We start from the raw sequence: 15,664 nt of genomic DNA on the forward strand, positions 1-15,664 counted from the left end.
TTGACTAGCCCTGCAACATTCAAGTCTTCGTAGGCCACCAAATCCCCCCCAACCCCCCTTTGAAAGGGGGGCGAAGGGGGGATGCGGAGTGCCACTCTCTTGACAAACTCTTCTCGCTGCCGACTTACTCTCAAATGTTGACGAGCATATCGCTGTCTAGCTTTTCGATAGTTACGAGACTGGGGTTTTCCTTTACGGAACTTTTTAGATTTTTGGCGGTTGAGCCGATTGAGTCGCTTTTCAGCTTTCCGATAAAATTGAGGAATTGGCTCGATATTTCCTTGACTGTCTGCCAAGAAATACTTCAAGCCCACATCAATCCCTACCGCTTTTTGAGAAGGGGTTAAAGGTTTGGACACCGTCAGTCTCGGATCGAGCTTGATACAAAACTGAACGTAATATCCATCGGCTCTTTTGAGAATCCTGACTCGCTTAATCTGCTCGGGGTGGTAATAATTTAAATCTCTCGAACCAATTAAACGCAAATGTCCGATACCCTTCTTATCGGTGAAGACAATGTGCTTTCTGTCTTCTGAAAGTTTCCAACCCGAAACTTTATACTCGACTGAACGGGTATTCCTTTTGAATTGAGGATAGCCTTTCTTTCCTTTGACTTGGTTCTTACAGTTTTCGTAAAAACGAGTAATAGCTCTCAGAGTTCGCTCCACCGCCGTCTGGCAAGCATGAGAGTTGAGTTCATCAACAAACTTAAACTCTTTTCTCAGTCGTGTGTTGTACCGAAATAACTCAGCCTTACCCACACCCCGATTGTCCATCCAGTAACGCAAGACTTTATTGCGGACGAACTGAGTCGTCCGAATTGCCTCGTCGATGGCTTGGACTTGGTGAGTCTTGGGCTTAACTTTGTATTCGAGGACAAACACGACTTTATACCCACCGTATTAGTATCATTATACCACAGCTAGGCTGAAGCCGCAACATCTCTCACCCCGCCCTGGAAGGACGGGGCTTGTCGGTGTTCCGGTCAAGATGGTTTGAAACCACAGATCCCCCCCTTCGAGGGGCAGACATTCTTCATAAGTAATGGGAGCGCCGCGCAACACGCAATCGAGATAATGTCGGTTCATCGAACCGCCGATTTCTTCCCCAAACACCTCCACAGGCGTTTTCCCCGCCGCCTCGGCGGACTTCAGCCCCGACCCCCGCTCGGTCATGGCGTTCCAACCCACGAAACGAAACTGTCCGTCTTGGCAGACATCGATAACGAACACGAGACTGCCCACGTTGTCGTAAATCGTCCGTAAAAACTGTTCTTGATGGCGCAGGCGCTTCTCGGCAGCTTTTTCATCGGACATATCCCGCAAAATCGATGACAGATAACATTCAGAACTGTTGGCTACGCTATGGGCGATGACCACTTGAGACACGGGAATTTCCCGGCCGTCGCTGCTGAGAACCCGCGTTTCTCCCTGCCAGGTTCCCCGTTCCAAGGCGGTGGGAATGGCTTCAGAGAGCAAGTATTCGGTCACGTCGGGGGGATGAAACTGGCGGATGTGGAATCCCTCGATATCTTCCTCGTCTGTTAAACCCATCAGTTGGCGTCCGCCTCGGTTGAGATACAAGAGATTCCCGCTGAGATCCGCCGTACCGATGTAGTCGGTGGTGGTGTCGATAATGGCGGCGAGGCGTTCCCGTTCCAGTTCCTCGAGTTTGCGATCGGTGATGTCGCGAGCGATGGCGTAAAAGGTATTGTCGTCGGGGAACGAGGTCGTCGTCCAGGCTAACCAGCGATAGTTGCCGTCTTTGGTCAGACAGCGGTTTTCAAACCAGATGGTATCGTTACCGTTGGCGATTCGGTCGGCTTCGATGCGGGTTCGATCGCGATCGTCGGGATGAACGAAGTGAATGTAGGGAATGGCTTTCAGTTCCTCGAGAGAGTAGCCTAATGTTTTTTCCCAAGCGGGATTGAGCCGTTTGAAATAACCGTCGAACCCAATAATACAAATCAAGTCGAGGGCGGAGGTAAAAAAGCGATCGCGCTCCGCTTCGGCGCGTTTGCGTTCGGTGATATCCAGTAAAATCCCGTCCCAGACGATATCACCGTTATCCTGGCGTTCCGGTTGGGCGATTCCCGCAACCCATTTGAGGGTTCCCGTGGCGGTGTAGTTGCGCCATTCGTGGGTCCAAGTACTCAGGGTTTGCGCCGAGCGTTCCACGGAGGCGTTAAATTCCGGTAAGTCCTCGGCGTAAATCAACCGCCAAATGGTATCGGCGTCCTGTTGGATGTCCTGGGGATCGACTTCGTAAAGTTGGCGAGCGCCGGGACTGATATAGGAAAATTCGTAAGAACCGTCTGCATGGAGAACGTATTGATAGATAATACCGGGAAGGTTGGCCGCCAGTTTCTCGAATTGCAGCTTCTTTTGCTGCGTTTGGCGGTATTCTGTTAAGTCGGTCGTGAGGCCGTCGAGGCGGAGGTTCCCGCGATCGCTCACTTTCCACAGTTGACTGCGAACTCGCCGTTCTTCTCCGTCGGGGCGAACCAGGCGGTATTCAAGGACGGTTTCGGTGTCTCGACGATCGAACCACAGTTTCAAGACACGGTCGCGATCGTCGGGGTGAATCGCCTCGAACCACAGACTCGGATTTTGCTGAAACTGCTCGATCGAGCGTCCGTACAACCGTTCTCCCGCTCGATTGAGAGATTGTAACGTCCGGCTCGAGAGATCGATCGACCAAACCGCTTCTGTCATGCGTTCGAGCAGGCGATCGATATCAATGGCTGCAACGTTAGAGTGTTGTGAGTCGAGAGAACTTTCCGTCATAAGAACCGTGGAGGCTGTCGAACCGCTACAGGAGTGGCCTTGAGGACAAGCGATCGATCGATTCGCACGGTCGGCGGTGACGGCGCTTCCCTCAAAATTCTATCGGAATCCCACAGACTCCGTTTGCCCATCTCCAGATCGTTCGTGTTAAAAACCGTTTTAGAAAAACCGTTAATTTCTACAAGCCTTTATTACTATTTTTTGCGCTCTTCCACTGTAGGATAACAAACACTTTGACCTCTGGCTCGATCGGAATTGGGGGTCTAGCAAAAGCCACCAACTTCCGCGAAAATACGGAGGCATCTTTCCTCTTGAAAACAGTCCCTTTTTGAACCCTCCCTTATGTCCCGTTCCCGCGCCCTCCAAAGTTACGTTCTCATCCGCTTGCTTCTCGCCCCGTTAATGTTGTGGACGATCGCCACCGTCGTCTTTTTACTCTTACGAGCGACCCCCGGCGACCCCGTCGACGCCATTCTCGGACCGCGCGCCCCAGAAGCCTTCAAAGCCGAACTTCGCGAACAATTGGGCTTAGCCGGGTCGCTTCCCCAACAGTACAGTCGTTACCTCTTCCAACTGCTGCAATTCGACCTCGGAGAATCCGCCACCAGTCGCGGTCAAACCGTCTGGAACATCATCGGCGACTTCTTCGGCGCCACCGTCGAACTCGCCATTGGAAGCATCCTCGTGGCGGCGGTGGTGGGGGTTGGGGTGGGGATGCTCTCCGCCTCGCGTCCTAATACCCCCTGGGACGTAGGCGGACGACTCTTTGGAATTCTGACCTACTCCGTTCCCATGTTTTGGATGGGGATGCTGCTGCAACTGATTTTCGCCGTACAGTTGGGTTGGTTTCCCCTAGGAACCCGGTTTCCCCTGGGCGTTCCCGCCCCAGAAAGCATTACGGGATTGTACTTAGTCGATAGTCTCTTGGCGGGTTCCCCGCAACAGTTTTTCGCCGCCTTACATCATTTGGCGCTTCCCTGTTTGACCCTGGGAATTTTGCTCAGCGGTATTTTCGAGCGCGTCGTGCGCGTCAACCTCAAACAAACCCTTAAAAGCGATTACGTCGAAGCCGCGCGAGCGCGGGGAATTCCAGAAGGGCGAATTTTAGTCGCCCACGCCTTGAAAAACGCCCTCATTCCCACGATTTCCGTATTCGGACTGACCTTCGCCGCCTTACTGGGGGGCGCGATTCTCACGGAAGTGACCTTTTCCTGGCCGGGATTAGCCAGTCGCCTTTACGAAGCGATTTCGGCGCGAGACTATCCCACCGTTCAGGGAATCGTGGTCTTTTTTGCGGCCATCGTCGTTGGCGTTAGTATTTGTATTGATATTCTCAATGCTTGGGTCGATCCTCGAGTCCGGTATTGAGAGATGGGATGATGAGATGATGGGATCATCTGAAATTTACGGAGCGATCGCATGGATAAAGTGGTTCAGTGGCTCAATTGGGTGTTAGTGGTCGATTTCTTTTTCGTCTTGTTTAGCTTGGCGTGGCTGGCTGTTGCAGTGGTCGGCCGCGCTTCGGGAATCGACCTCGGGTTAGATTTGTGGTACAGCCTTTGGGAACCGCTGTTTACCCCCGCAATCGGTTTGCTGATGGGGGGCGCGATTCTTACGGGTATCGTCGGTCAGATTCGCAAACGGTTGAATTCCGAACCAAAAACATAACTTATGTTACCAATTAAATAACTAAAACACCGAACTTGTTTAGTTAGATTTATTTTGGTTTTTCGGCAAAACGTACTCGGGGAGTTCGTCGAGATCCTCCCGTCGGTAGGCGGGTTCCGTCTCGGCGTTGGGGTCGCTTCCGCCGAGTTGCGCCGAATCCGCGTCGAGTTGCCAGCGTTCCTCGTCCCGTTCCTCCAATTTGTCCTTGAGATGTAGCGGTTCTTCCGGTGCGAGTTCCGCCCCGGCTTCCGTCGCCATATCGTCAACCCCTTGGCGATCGACCATCGGCTTCGTATCGCTAATGGCGTCTTCGACCTTTCGCACGGGAGGCGTCGTTGCATCGGGAGTTTGGGGAGTATGGGGGGCGTTCATAGACAGTCCTCCAGCTTGCGACTCTACTGCGAGACTAACGCGGCCGGAGAACTGTCAGCGTCTATCCTTCGGGGGATTTATCGAGAGCGATGACAGCATTAGGGGATCGATCGAACTCCACGACACTTCCCAAACGAGACACCGGCCAAAACCGGAACCAAGCGCGACCAATGGCGTTTTCCTCCGGTAAAAAGCCCCAAACATGGGAATCGTTACTGTTGTTGCGATTGTCCCCCATCACGAACAAACTGTTGGGCGGAACCGTCGCCGGCCCCCAATCGTATTTCGGGGCTTCTGCGATGTAATCTTCCTGTAAAGGTCGGCCGTCCACGTACACCGTTCCCTGAGACACGCGAACCGTCGAACCCGGTTGCGCGATGACTCGTTTAATAAAGGCTTGGTCGGGACGAAACCCCTGGCGTTGCAGTTGTGGCGGTGGACTGAACACCAGGATATCGCCCGGTTGCGGTGGATTGAAATAGTAGGACAGCTTTTCGACGATCAGGCGATCGCCCTGTTCCAAAGTCGGTACCATCGAGGCGGAGGGAATATAGCGAGGTTCGGCGATAAAGGTTCGCAGCAGCCAGGCCAACACTAACGCGATTCCCAAAATCCGAATATTTTCGCCGTGGTCTCGCCAAAACTGCCCCCATTTCGAGGTGGTGGCGGTGTCGTTTTCCTTCGAGGTCATGCTATCGCTTCAAACCATAGGCAACAGAATAGTTTACCGCTTTTACAGAGAAGGAGGCAAAGGCTAGGGTTTTAAGGGAGGAGCAGGGGGAGCTGTGGGGCGATCGCTTAGGAGTCAGGGATCTCCCTCTTTCCTCTCCACTCCTCCCTGAAAGACACGAACCGCTTTTACCAATTCCCGGGTCCGCGTCCTTGTCCGCGCCCTTGACCGCGCCCTTGTCCCCGTCCGGGTCCGCGCCCTTGTCCGGGGCCGAAGCCTTCTTCGTGACGCTGTTCCATCCATTGAGCCATTTGCTGGCGTTGTTCTTCCGTCAGAACGTTGCGAATTTCCATCATCGAATCGAAGTGCAAGTCGCCCATTTCTTGATGTAACTGACGCATTTGACTATGTTGTTGGCGGATTTCGCTTTCGGAAGCGTTGCTGCCCATGAGATCCTGCATCCGTTGGCGTTGGGCTTGAATTTCTTCTCGTTGGGCGTCGAATTGCGGTTGGTAGCGATCGCGAATCCCTTGAATTTCTTCGAGTTGCTCTGAGGTCAAGTCTAATTGGTCGAGCCAGCGCATTTGTCCGCCGCCGGGACCGCGACCGGGGCCTCGCTGTGCTATTTCGGCCGGAATGCTGAAGTCTTCAGCAAAGGCGTTGTAGGGTGCGATGGCAAAAAACGCCATCAGACTCAGGAGAAAGAGAGAGAGGGATTTCATGGATGTCATAGAACCTGTAAAACGAGTGTGGTTGCGGCCGTGACGGTTGCGACGACGGCAAAATTCAGACGAACGAACCATGATGAAAATCTCCGAATTGATGGTTAGAAAGTGGAGCAGCGATCGCTTAGTCGTTTGCGTCCCAGAGTTCGGTATCCCAAATCTCTTCTTCGCAACGTTCGACGGAACAGTACCAGCTTTGTTGGACGAACGCTTCGAGTTGAACGAGTTCTTCCTCGCGGGGCTGGTTCGAGGTGAAACTGCGACTTCCCACCCAGGCGAGGGTGAGGGACGCGGCGACGGCGACGGGGGCAATCCAACGACGACGCCAACGCCGCGAGGGACGGGGGGGGAGGGCGGCCAGGATGCGATCTTCGAGGTCGGGAGGTTCTGGCGGCGCGATCGCCTGGTGTTGTTTGAGAAATTCGACCAGTTTTCGATCGCCGTCGGGTATAGATTTCTCTGATGTGGGTTTCACAGCGTCACCCCCTGTTGTTCGAGATACTGTCGCATACTGGCTCGAGCGTGGAACAGTCTAGATTTAACCGTTCCTACGGGAATTCCCAACACTTGAGCGACTTGTTTTTGAGGCAAGTCTTCGAGATCGTGCAGTACCAGGACGCTACGATGCTCGAAACTGAGTTCCTCGAGTCCCCGCTGGACGAGATCGCGATAGTGCAAGTTCATTAAATCCGGCGCCGGAGATGGGGGATCGGGGTTGAGTTTCGATTGGAGATCGGCCGTTTTGGCGTACTCCCGCCGTTTGTCCGATGCCACGTTCCAGGCGATGCGATACAGCCAGGTATTGAAATACTCGGGCGATCGCAGTTTGGGAAGTCCTTTCCAAGCTCGGAGAAAGGTTTCTTGAACTAGATCGTCGAGGGACGACGCCCCGCAAAGCTGAAAGAGGGTCGATCGCACCTTGTGTTGGTGGCGTCGGTACAGGAGGCGGAAACGGTTAGGGTTTCCGCGTTGGCACTGACGCACCAAATCGCCGTCCGATAGGTCTTTCTCCGGCAAGGGAACGGGTTGCACCATCGCGGTTGTTACGGGGTAACGGGACTCCGATTTCGGTTTGGGGAACCGGGAAAATCGAGCGTTCTGTGGGTTTAGACCGGGGTGCGACGGAAAAGGTTCAAATCGATCGACTCCCTTGGCAACGAAGCTTTCAGTTCTGTTTGGTGGGCTTGCTCCCCTTTAATATCGATAACCATATACCATATTTTTGTGATTTTGTCAATAAATTTGAGTCAAAAGCTTTCTGTACGACTCGATCGCGATCGAGGGGAGCAAGTCCCGCCGAGGTCGTCAATGCGGGTTTCGAGGCGATCGAGAAAATCGCCCAATTCCAAGGTCGAATAATGCTGCTGGTAAATCGAGAGCAGCAGACAGTGAAGGTCTAAATTCCTCGAATTCTCGGCGATTCGCCGTTCTAAAACTTCGATCGTATCGGCGATCGCCCCAGCCTCTTGAAAAATTCGCGCCTGAGCGATCGCTTTCGCATCCGGATCGCGGGTATCGAGAGCGGCGAGTCGTTGTCGAACCGCCTGAGATTCCGCATCCGTCAGCGCCGCAAACACCGTTTCCGATTCCGCCTTCCCGTTGTTCGCATCCACCGAAACCCAATACATTTGTCCCGGTTGCAGCGGTGCGCCATCGTAAACCACGCTCGGTTCGCATACCTGAGTTTCCCACTGGACTCCCGCCCCCGCCACGCGCACCCGATACGTCGTCGCGCCATCTACAGCGAACCAACGCAACACCGGGCGATCGCTGTAGACGCGAGAGGCGTGGGGCGACCAAATATAAGGAACGTCAGCACTACGAGGAGGATTGCGCGTACAGCCACCGTTACATCGCGGTCGTTCTTCTCGTGGCGTTTCCTCTCGAGCCACGGCGGTATCCCCTGGCGATCGCACCCCACCGACAGCGAACCCTAACAGCACCCCTAAAACGAAGACGGCACCAAGCCCGCCTCCCGAAGTCGCCTTTCGGCTTTTCGTTTCCATTGCTCTTCTTCGTAGTAGTAGACCCTAACGTTTGAAAAACACGCCGACCACGACGCGATCGCATCCTCTTCGCGATTTTGTAACTCCAACACCCACGCCAACCAACAATCGGCAATCCCTTCATCGGGACGCACACCCACCGCCTCCGTTAAATACTCCATCGCCGCGTCGTACCGTCCCAACTCAAATTGAGCGCGACCTTGATTTTTCAAAATACTATATTGATGGATCGAATTGTCGGAATCGACCATGCGCCAACAGTGTTTGAGTAACTTCGCCGCCTTTTCCGGCTGTTCGTCGGACAAATCGAGATAAGCCAAATTGTTGCAAGCGGCGGCGTTTCCCAACCCCATGGCGCGGCGATAGTAATAGCGAGCCAAGTCAATATCCTGCATATCCTCGGCCATAAAACCCAAATTGCTCAAAGCGGCATCTGAGTAAGGATAAACCCGGAGCGACCATTCAAAATAGCGTTTTGCCACTTGCCAATCCCGGCCTAAGGCCGATTCTCCCAACCCGTTGAGCCAGTTAGCGAACGGCGGCGCGAGGATACAGTACAGCATCATCGCCACCGCCGACAGTCCCAGCAGCGGTCCGAATCCCTGCAATATTGGTTTAGGCGGCGGTGTCGGAGGCGGAGTCAGGGGAGAGGGGCGATCGCACAAATCCGTCCAGCGAGGGGGGACGGCGTGGGGATTTTGCACGATAGCAGGTAGCCAACTGGCGCAGGGAAAACAGTTTTCGAGGGCTTGCAACCGTTCCCGCGCCGTCCGTACCGCACAATACAGAGATTTCCCTTGAGAAAAGGCTTCGAGGAAATATTTTAAAAACGCTTGCGCCACGCGATCGGGGACGAGTTCTCGCATCACGACCATTTGGGGAATATGGCAGTCATCCAAGCCGCAAGCTAACCCCAGACCGTCGCAAGAGTTAAAAATCGCCAGTTTCAAGCCGCGATCGACCGCTCTTCGCAACCCGTACCAGAGATCGTCGAGACTGAGGCTTTCCTCGGGGTTGATGTAAATTTTGCCCCTTTCCCCTTCCGTTTCGCTGTGACCGGCGAAAAAGATAATATCCCAGGGGCGATCCCAGAGGCGATCGTGAATCTCTTGGCGGCGAGGTTCCACGAGAAAGGTGGTGTCTGCGCCGTCGAGCCGTTCGAGAAACTGGCGATCGCCATCGAGATCGATTCCCTCCCCGTGACCTAAAATCGCCAAAATCTTCACCGCCGACGAGGGGGAGTGAGGCGTCACTAAATTCCGACTCGCCACCGCCACCGGACTCAAAGACACTTCCGCGTTAGGATAGCGACGCACGAAATCCCACAAATGCCAGGGCAACTTGCGCACCTCTAGAGAGTCGCTGCGAACCAGAACGCGAATTTCGTCCTCGAGATTGAGAGCTTCCCGCAGGCGCAGTTCCACCTCGCGAAACGAGGCAGAACTCAGCCACCCTTGAAATTGCGTTTCGACAAGTTTGGCCGAGCGTTGGCAAGCTTGGAGACGTTCGATCGCGCCGTCATAGGTAATCCGTTTCGGACGAATGCGCGAGCCTCGAGTTCCCTCCCACACCGGACGGTTCCAAGGCGATCCCACCTGTCGATAGATCTCGCTCCAGTGGTGTTGAAGGCATTGAGCGAGTTGCGTGTTCGGCGGTAAAAAACCAGTCGTTTCCCAAATGGGGCGTTGGTTGTCCGATCCGACCTCTAAGGAAACGTGAAAGCCCGATCGCGCGAGATCGCCCGTAAATTTCAGTACGACGAGTTGGCTCATGGCAGAAAAGGCTGAGTTCGATGTAGTAAACGCCCCCCTGGAGAACCCATCGATCTCAGAGTTATTAGATAGCGAAGGTTTCTACCATCGTAAAATCTTCTAGTTCTACTCTAACCTTAAATATTTCACCTGGCTCGATACTGAAATCTAACTGTAACGTTTGCGTCCCTCGCGCACAGGCTTGCATGACGACGCTATCGTTCTCGTCGAGAATTTCGACTTGTAAATTATGGGGCAGTTCGCGACCGGGTTCTCGCGCGGCCAGGTGAACCCAAACATCGATTTCCGCCGTACTCGTCGGCGACAATCCCAACAGCAAGATGACCGTTTCGCCATTGCGAGAGATATCGATGGTTTTAACTCGTTCGACCCAACGATTGTCTGTCACTTTGCGAAAGGCCAACCCCAGAGACCGAGGGGTGAACGCCGATTCGATCGCGTCCCAACCGCTCTCGAAACAGTTTTGCAACCAGCGATCGAGATGGATGACGGAAGAGGCCAGGGGTTCGCGAACCACGGTATCCGTCGCTTCAAAGCGATCGAGGAGGCATTCGAGGGAGTGCCACGCCTCGATGGGAACGATTTCTTCGGACACGCTTTCGCGGAAACCGACGAGTTGCGCTTCGTCGTAAGTGGAACTGAAGCGAACGGCCACGTAGCCGAGGCGATCGCTCCAAGTTTCGGGAGAGACCAAGACTGAATCGCCGTTTTCCGATACCGGACAGCATTCGAGCTTTCCCAAGCCTCTCACCGGAAGATCCGTACTCTCGCACAACGGTCTTAACCAAGCGTCCCAAATTTGGCTTGACTGGACTTCAGTCTCGATACCCATACACTGACAGTACAAATTGACTGCGTACAGCGCCAACACCTGTCGGTAAATCTGGCTGGCCTTCTCCGGGTTGCTATATTGACGGCGCAGGCGATCGGCAACCTGTCGGTCTCGGTCTGTCAGTGGGACAGTAAAGGTGAGATGAGCGGTCATGGGTGCCATAATCATTTCCTTTCCATTAATACTCTAAATTTTGAACGCAGGCTTTAATTTGTTCGCCAAATGTTTTCAGACAGCGTTGATAAAAATCCCCTAACGTCGAAACCTTCACCCCTAACTCTTCTGAAATTTCTTGCCATTGATAGCCATCGAGACGACGCAAGGCAATATTTTGAAAAGTGGCGTGGGGATACCGACGGATAGATTTTTGACTGAACTGGCCATCTAGGTCTTCCTCGAGACAGCGACGAACGCAATCGGACAAAAGCGGTACGGATTCCTGGGCAATCTCTTCAGGATCTGTCACAGACATCAAATCGTCGGTGTTCGATTTCGGAACGTTATCCTCAATCGGGTCGGTTTTGACTCGTGCCACCTCTCGAAAAAAACGCCGTTCGAGAAGGACGTTGACCCAAGACATCACCGATCCTCTATTTCGATCGTATCGATCGATATTTTGACAGACAAAAACAAAGAGGTTTTGTAACGCTTCAGCGCGATAGTCTCGATATCTCCCGGGTGACATTCCCGGTGCTTTGGGATAGGCAATTCGTCCCGATTTGATGATGCCCTCCACCAGTTGAGTCAAGATGATACGCCTCGCTTTGCTATCTGGGGGATTGTCTTGTGCGGCGATGGCCAATTTTCGCAACTGCTCGTCGTCCATAAAGATTGCATCGATCGATACCTGGCCGCTCCGATTCGCCGTGACGAATTTTTGGGAGCTTCCACTTATCTCTCGCCACAAAAACGCGATTTTTACGGCGATCGCCCCGGATGTTTACAAAAATTTACATTACAGGAAAGGAATTGAAGATGAGGTGATGAGGTGATGAGGTGATGATGAGGTGAGGAGACTTGGTCGTGCAGAAAAGTCCTGAAACCCTTATTAGAAAAGATATCGCAGAAAAGATATCGCCCTATTCAAGGGTTGGACCCAAAATCTCAGATCGCTAAATGGCTACCTGAACTCGAAAGTTTTCTACCCAAAAAGCTGGGGTTAGAGCCTCTCACTCGAGGCTCACAGCCAAACAGCGCCATTAATCGTAATACCAATCTGGATGGTCGATTAGAGGCGGATCGCCGTTGATATTTCCGGCGTGGTGATAGGTGCAATCCAAGAAGGTTCGATCTTCAGTCCCTCTCTGGGATCGAGACGCACTCAAGGTACGTCTCGATCGACTGGGGCAAAAAATTAGCGATCGAGTTAGCGATCGAGTCCAAGATGCTGTTTGAGACGCTGGCGCATCACGTCTACGGGAACTTCTTGTCCTGTCCAAATTTCTAAGGCGATCGCCCCTTGACGAACTAACATTTCTAACCCATCAATAGCCGTTGCACCCCGTTCCCAAGCAAACTTAAGAAATTGGGTAGGATTGGGCGTATAAATCAAGTCGTAAGCGATGCTGTTGGGGGGGAGCTTGTCAAACAGTTCCGGTTCCACGGGGGATCGATCGACCTGGGGCGACATTCCCACCGGAGTTGTATTAACTAACAACTTCGCATCAGCCATCAAATTAGGCAGTTCGTCCCAATCGTGAGTGTTTAACTGCACGTCCAAGGGTGAGTTTTTCCAACTCCCAGCGAAGGCGTCTAATTTCTCCGGCGTGCGCCCGACGACGTGAATTTCCGGAGAGCCGAGTTGCGCTAACCCAGCCACTACCGCTCGGGCTGCACCGCCGTTTCCCAAGACGACAGCAGCGCGATCGCCCCAGTTGTCGTAAGCTCGTAACGGCGCGATAAATCCCGCCACGTCGGTATTCGTCCCTTTCCAACCGGCCTCGGTTTTCCAAACGGTGTTAACGGCGCCGACGGCCTGCGCTTCTGGCGTAATCTCCGATAAAAACGGCAAAATCGCCTGTTTGTGGGGAATGGTGACGCTAAATCCCACGACGCCGATGGCGGCGAACCCTTCTAAAGCGGCGTCGAGACGCTCGGGAGGAACGGGAAGCGGAAGGTAAACGTAGTCTAACCCCATCTGAGCGATGGCGGCGTTGTGCATCGTCGGCGAGAGGGTGTGTTCGATGGGGTATCCAATGACCCCGAGTAGTTTGGTTTTTCCTGTAATCATTGAGTTCGATCTCGTCAAAAAAGGGCTGTTCGAGGGACAGGAGACTCTCGAGACGAAACAGAATCACGATCGCCTCGAAGAGTCCATCTCGAACGGGTACACTGACTCTAGATCGTTGTCGTCCGGTTTCGATACTCCCGAAGGCGTTAAAATTTCTGGAAATTGCCATCGTCGATGGAAGGAGATTTGGCACAATAGATTCGATCGCAGGCTCGATCTCAAGGTCGATCGCAGGTGCGATCGACCCACATATGACCCACAACGACATTTATCCCACATCTATGGCCACAGAAATCGAACGTAAGTTTTTAGTCAAACATGATGGATGGCGATCGCTCGGTCGAGGAACGCCATACCGTCAAGGATATTTGGTCAATCAAAAGGGTTTGGCGGTGCGCGTTCGGATCGCTGGGGAACAAGGTTATATGACCGTGAAGGGGGCGACAGTGGGGGTCTCTCGCTTGGAATACGAATACCCCATTCCGCTCTCGGACGCTCGAGAAATGTTAGACAACTTGTGCGAACCGCCGATTCTGGAAAAAATTCGCTACCCCATCGTTATTGGTTCGCTATTATGGGAAATCGACGAGTTTTTAGGGGAAAACCAAGGCTTAATTGTGGCGGAAGTGGAAGTGACGGACGAAAATCAAGCGATCGATCTTCCCGATTGGATTGGGGAAGAGGTGTCTTACGACCCGAGATATTACAACGCTAATTTGGTCAAGTTTCCCTATTCTAAATGGTCTGAGATTTGATAGGGCAATCTTAAGTCAATTTTGGCTATTAACAGATGTGAAACTCAACCTCGATCGAAGTCCGGCGAAAATTAGTAATAAATCAATAAAGTTGCATCATAAAGAATTGCTATATATTTTTATTTTCTAAATCAATACAATCTTCAATAGATTGCGTTAAAATAATATAAGATGTAAGTTTAAAAAGAATAGTTAAATGAATGTTTCCGAAGCGCGAGTTGAAGGAACGAAGAAACACGATCGCATCCTTGCCGTAGACGATTCCCCTGATAATCTTTTTCTTATTCAAGCAATTCTCGAAGACGAAGGCTACGATATCGACCTGGCCGAAGATGGATTTGTGGCGCTCGAGAAAATTGAAAAACAACCGCCCGATCTGATTCTGCTCGATGTCATGATGCCCAAACTGGACGGGTACGACGTAACCCGCCGCGTGCGATCGAACGAGAATTTAGCCTATATCCCAATTTTACTGATTACCGCTCACGAAGGTTCGAGCGTCGTTCGCGGTTTAGATGTCGGTGCCGATGATTTCATCCGCAAACCCGTTGAAATGGACGAATTACAGGCGCGAGTGCGATCGCTGCTGCGCCTCAAACACAGCCTCGACGAACGCGATCGCATGGCGCGAGAACGGGAAGATTTCGTCTCTCGGTTGACGCACGATTTGCGAACTCCCCTCGTCGCCGCCGATCGAATGTTTGCTCTGATGCAATCGGGAACCTTCGGCGAAGTTTCCGAGGGGATGCAAGAAGCGATCGCGACGATGGTTCGCAGCAACCAAAACTTACTAGATATGGTGAACTTGTTGTTAGAAGTCTATCGCTACGAAGCCGGACGAAAAGAACTTACCTTTTCCAGATTTGACTTCTACGAAACCATTCAACAAATCGTGGAAGAACTGACACCGCTGGCCGAAGAAAAGGGACTGGATTTGCAATTTAACTGTTCCCAAGACTTCAAGCGCCCCCTGGTTGGCGATCGCTTAGAATTGCGTCGAGTCTTCGCCAACATCATCGGAAACGCCATTAAATTTACCGATACGGGTACGGTGTCCGTTGGTCTCGAACGGGACGGAAACCACAGCGTTCTCGAAATCAAAGATACCGGTATCGGCATTTCCCTCCCAGACCAGAAAACCCTCTTCGAGCGGTTTCGTCAAGGACGGCACAAGCGATCGGGGAGCGGGTTGGGATTGCACCTGTCTCATCGTATCGTCGCCGCTCACCACGGACGCATTGACGTGCGATCGGAAATCGGACAGGGGAGCGTCTTTCGCATCTGCTTACCGACGAACCCGGGGAGTTGAAACCCGGGAAATCAGGCCCTTGCGTTTCCCAAAATCCCTGGACTCCCCGAATTACTCGCAAATCCAGTTCATCGCATCCGCTTGGCGATCGAACGGAAACGACTTCACCTCAATTTGAGGAAACAGGCGGTTGGAGACGGACGCCGCCGGTTCGACCCATTTCGCATCGCAGACGACGGCTTTTCGATCGAAATCCTTGAAATGTTTCAAGGCGAGTTTGAGGTCTTCAAACAGCGCCTCAAGGGAAATGCCGCCGAGCCGTTTCATTTCCACGTAAACCCGGAGTTTCTCGTGAGTTTGCAACCGTTTTTCGACCGCTTCAGAAATGCGATCGATATCGCTGGCTTCAATTTTGCCGTCGATGCTCAATCCGATCGCAGCATCGCTTTTCGTCGGAATCAGTTCGATCGACATAACACAACTCCTTCCCAACTTTTAGGGACGATCTCACCTTAATTTTAGCCTTTGTTCCCAGAGGACTGGCCGTCGTGTGAGACAATACCCGCAACAGAAACCCTAAGTACAAGATAGACACGACA

General features: G+C 52.7%; 17 protein-coding genes. 4 read left to right on the forward strand and 13 right to left on the reverse strand.

What is annotated here, in order from left to right; all coding sequences use genetic code 11:
- Together ACP5D4_RS11160 and ACP5D4_RS11165 are read right to left on the reverse strand one after the other, a co-directional pair.
- Positions 1-884, reverse strand: an 884-nt coding sequence (locus ACP5D4_RS11160) for an RNA-guided endonuclease InsQ/TnpB family protein (RefSeq protein WP_428011704.1), incomplete at its 3' end; no start/stop codon positions are given.
- Between the two features lie 27 nt (positions 885-911).
- Positions 912-2,786 (reverse strand): PAS domain S-box protein, encoded by a 1,875-nt coding sequence (locus tag ACP5D4_RS11165; protein ID WP_428011705.1) that lies wholly within the window; start codon positions 2,784-2,786, stop codon positions 912-914.
- Positions 2,787-3,128: 342 nt separating this feature from the next.
- Between ACP5D4_RS11165 and ACP5D4_RS11170 the strand changes: the two genes are divergently transcribed.
- Positions 3,129-4,154: an ABC transporter permease gene (locus ACP5D4_RS11170; protein WP_428011706.1), complete on the forward strand. Its 1,026-nt coding sequence runs from the start codon at positions 3,129-3,131 to the stop codon at positions 4,152-4,154.
- A 51-nt stretch (positions 4,155-4,205) separates the two neighbouring features.
- Positions 4,206-4,454 carry a hypothetical protein gene (locus ACP5D4_RS11175; protein WP_428011707.1) on the forward strand — a complete coding sequence of 83 codons (249 nt, stop codon included), beginning with the start codon at positions 4,206-4,208 and terminating at the stop codon, positions 4,452-4,454.
- A 39-nt stretch (positions 4,455-4,493) separates the two neighbouring features.
- On the opposite strand, the gene ACP5D4_RS11180 is transcribed toward ACP5D4_RS11175, so the two are convergent.
- The 10 genes from ACP5D4_RS11180 to ACP5D4_RS11225 all read right to left on the reverse strand — a co-directional run bounded on the left by ACP5D4_RS11180 (position 4,494) and on the right by ACP5D4_RS11225 (position 13,061).
- A complete protein-coding gene (locus ACP5D4_RS11180; protein ID WP_428011708.1) occupies positions 4,494-4,826 on the reverse strand; it encodes a DUF6335 family protein in 333 nt (110 codons plus the stop codon).
- A gap of 61 nt (positions 4,827-4,887) precedes the next feature.
- Positions 4,888-5,517: a signal peptidase I gene (lepB, locus tag ACP5D4_RS11185; RefSeq protein ID WP_428011709.1), complete on the reverse strand. Its 630-nt coding sequence runs from the start codon at positions 5,515-5,517 to the stop codon at positions 4,888-4,890.
- A gap of 167 nt (positions 5,518-5,684) precedes the next feature.
- The gene (locus ACP5D4_RS11190) at positions 5,685-6,299 is read right to left on the reverse strand and encodes a Spy/CpxP family protein refolding chaperone (protein WP_428011710.1); all 615 of its coding nucleotides are present in this window, start codon (positions 6,297-6,299) and stop codon (positions 5,685-5,687) included.
- Between the two features lie 46 nt (positions 6,300-6,345).
- Positions 6,346-6,696, reverse strand: coding sequence for a hypothetical protein (locus ACP5D4_RS11195; protein WP_428011711.1), 351 nt, complete (start codon positions 6,694-6,696; stop codon positions 6,346-6,348).
- Positions 6,693-7,256, reverse strand: coding sequence for a sigma-70 family RNA polymerase sigma factor (locus tag ACP5D4_RS11200; protein WP_428011712.1), 564 nt, complete (start codon positions 7,254-7,256; stop codon positions 6,693-6,695). The genes ACP5D4_RS11195 and ACP5D4_RS11200 overlap by 4 nt, the downstream gene beginning before the upstream one ends.
- A gap of 212 nt (positions 7,257-7,468) precedes the next feature.
- Complete coding sequence (locus ACP5D4_RS11205) at positions 7,469-8,227, reverse strand: hypothetical protein (RefSeq protein ID WP_428011713.1); 759 nt, start codon at positions 8,225-8,227, stop codon at positions 7,469-7,471.
- Positions 8,167-9,999, reverse strand: coding sequence for a CHAT domain-containing tetratricopeptide repeat protein (locus ACP5D4_RS11210; RefSeq protein WP_428011714.1), 1,833 nt, complete (start codon positions 9,997-9,999; stop codon positions 8,167-8,169). Before ACP5D4_RS11210 ends, ACP5D4_RS11205 begins: the two co-directional genes overlap by 61 nt.
- A gap of 64 nt (positions 10,000-10,063) precedes the next feature.
- Positions 10,064-10,993 carry a DUF1822 family protein gene (locus ACP5D4_RS11215; RefSeq protein ID WP_428011715.1) on the reverse strand — a complete coding sequence of 310 codons (930 nt, stop codon included), beginning with the start codon at positions 10,991-10,993 and terminating at the stop codon, positions 10,064-10,066.
- A 16-nt stretch (positions 10,994-11,009) separates the two neighbouring features.
- Complete coding sequence (locus ACP5D4_RS11220; protein WP_428011716.1) at positions 11,010-11,657, reverse strand: hypothetical protein; 648 nt, start codon at positions 11,655-11,657, stop codon at positions 11,010-11,012.
- A 540-nt stretch (positions 11,658-12,197) separates the two neighbouring features.
- The gene (locus tag ACP5D4_RS11225; protein WP_428011717.1) at positions 12,198-13,061 is read right to left on the reverse strand and encodes a shikimate dehydrogenase; all 864 of its coding nucleotides are present in this window, start codon (positions 13,059-13,061) and stop codon (positions 12,198-12,200) included.
- Between the two features lie 251 nt (positions 13,062-13,312).
- On the opposite strand from ACP5D4_RS11225, the gene ACP5D4_RS11230 reads away from it, so the two are divergent.
- On the forward strand, positions 13,313-13,816 hold the full coding sequence (locus tag ACP5D4_RS11230; protein WP_428011718.1) for a CYTH domain-containing protein: 504 nt from the start codon (positions 13,313-13,315) through the stop codon (positions 13,814-13,816).
- A 196-nt stretch (positions 13,817-14,012) separates the two neighbouring features.
- Entirely contained in the window at positions 14,013-15,125 is a 1,113-nt protein-coding gene (locus ACP5D4_RS11235) for an ATP-binding response regulator (RefSeq protein WP_428011719.1), read from the forward strand.
- A 51-nt stretch (positions 15,126-15,176) separates the two neighbouring features.
- Here ACP5D4_RS11235 and ACP5D4_RS11240 read toward each other — a convergent pair whose 3' ends face one another.
- The gene (locus tag ACP5D4_RS11240) at positions 15,177-15,539 is read right to left on the reverse strand and encodes an STAS/SEC14 domain-containing protein (RefSeq protein ID WP_428011720.1); all 363 of its coding nucleotides are present in this window, start codon (positions 15,537-15,539) and stop codon (positions 15,177-15,179) included.
- Positions 15,540-15,664 lie beyond the last annotated feature (125 nt).

Origin of the sequence: Baaleninema sp. (assembly GCF_049974805.1) — a bacterium.
In the GTDB taxonomy this organism is placed as follows: Bacteria; Cyanobacteriota; Cyanobacteriia; order Cyanobacteriales; family Geitlerinemataceae; genus Baaleninema.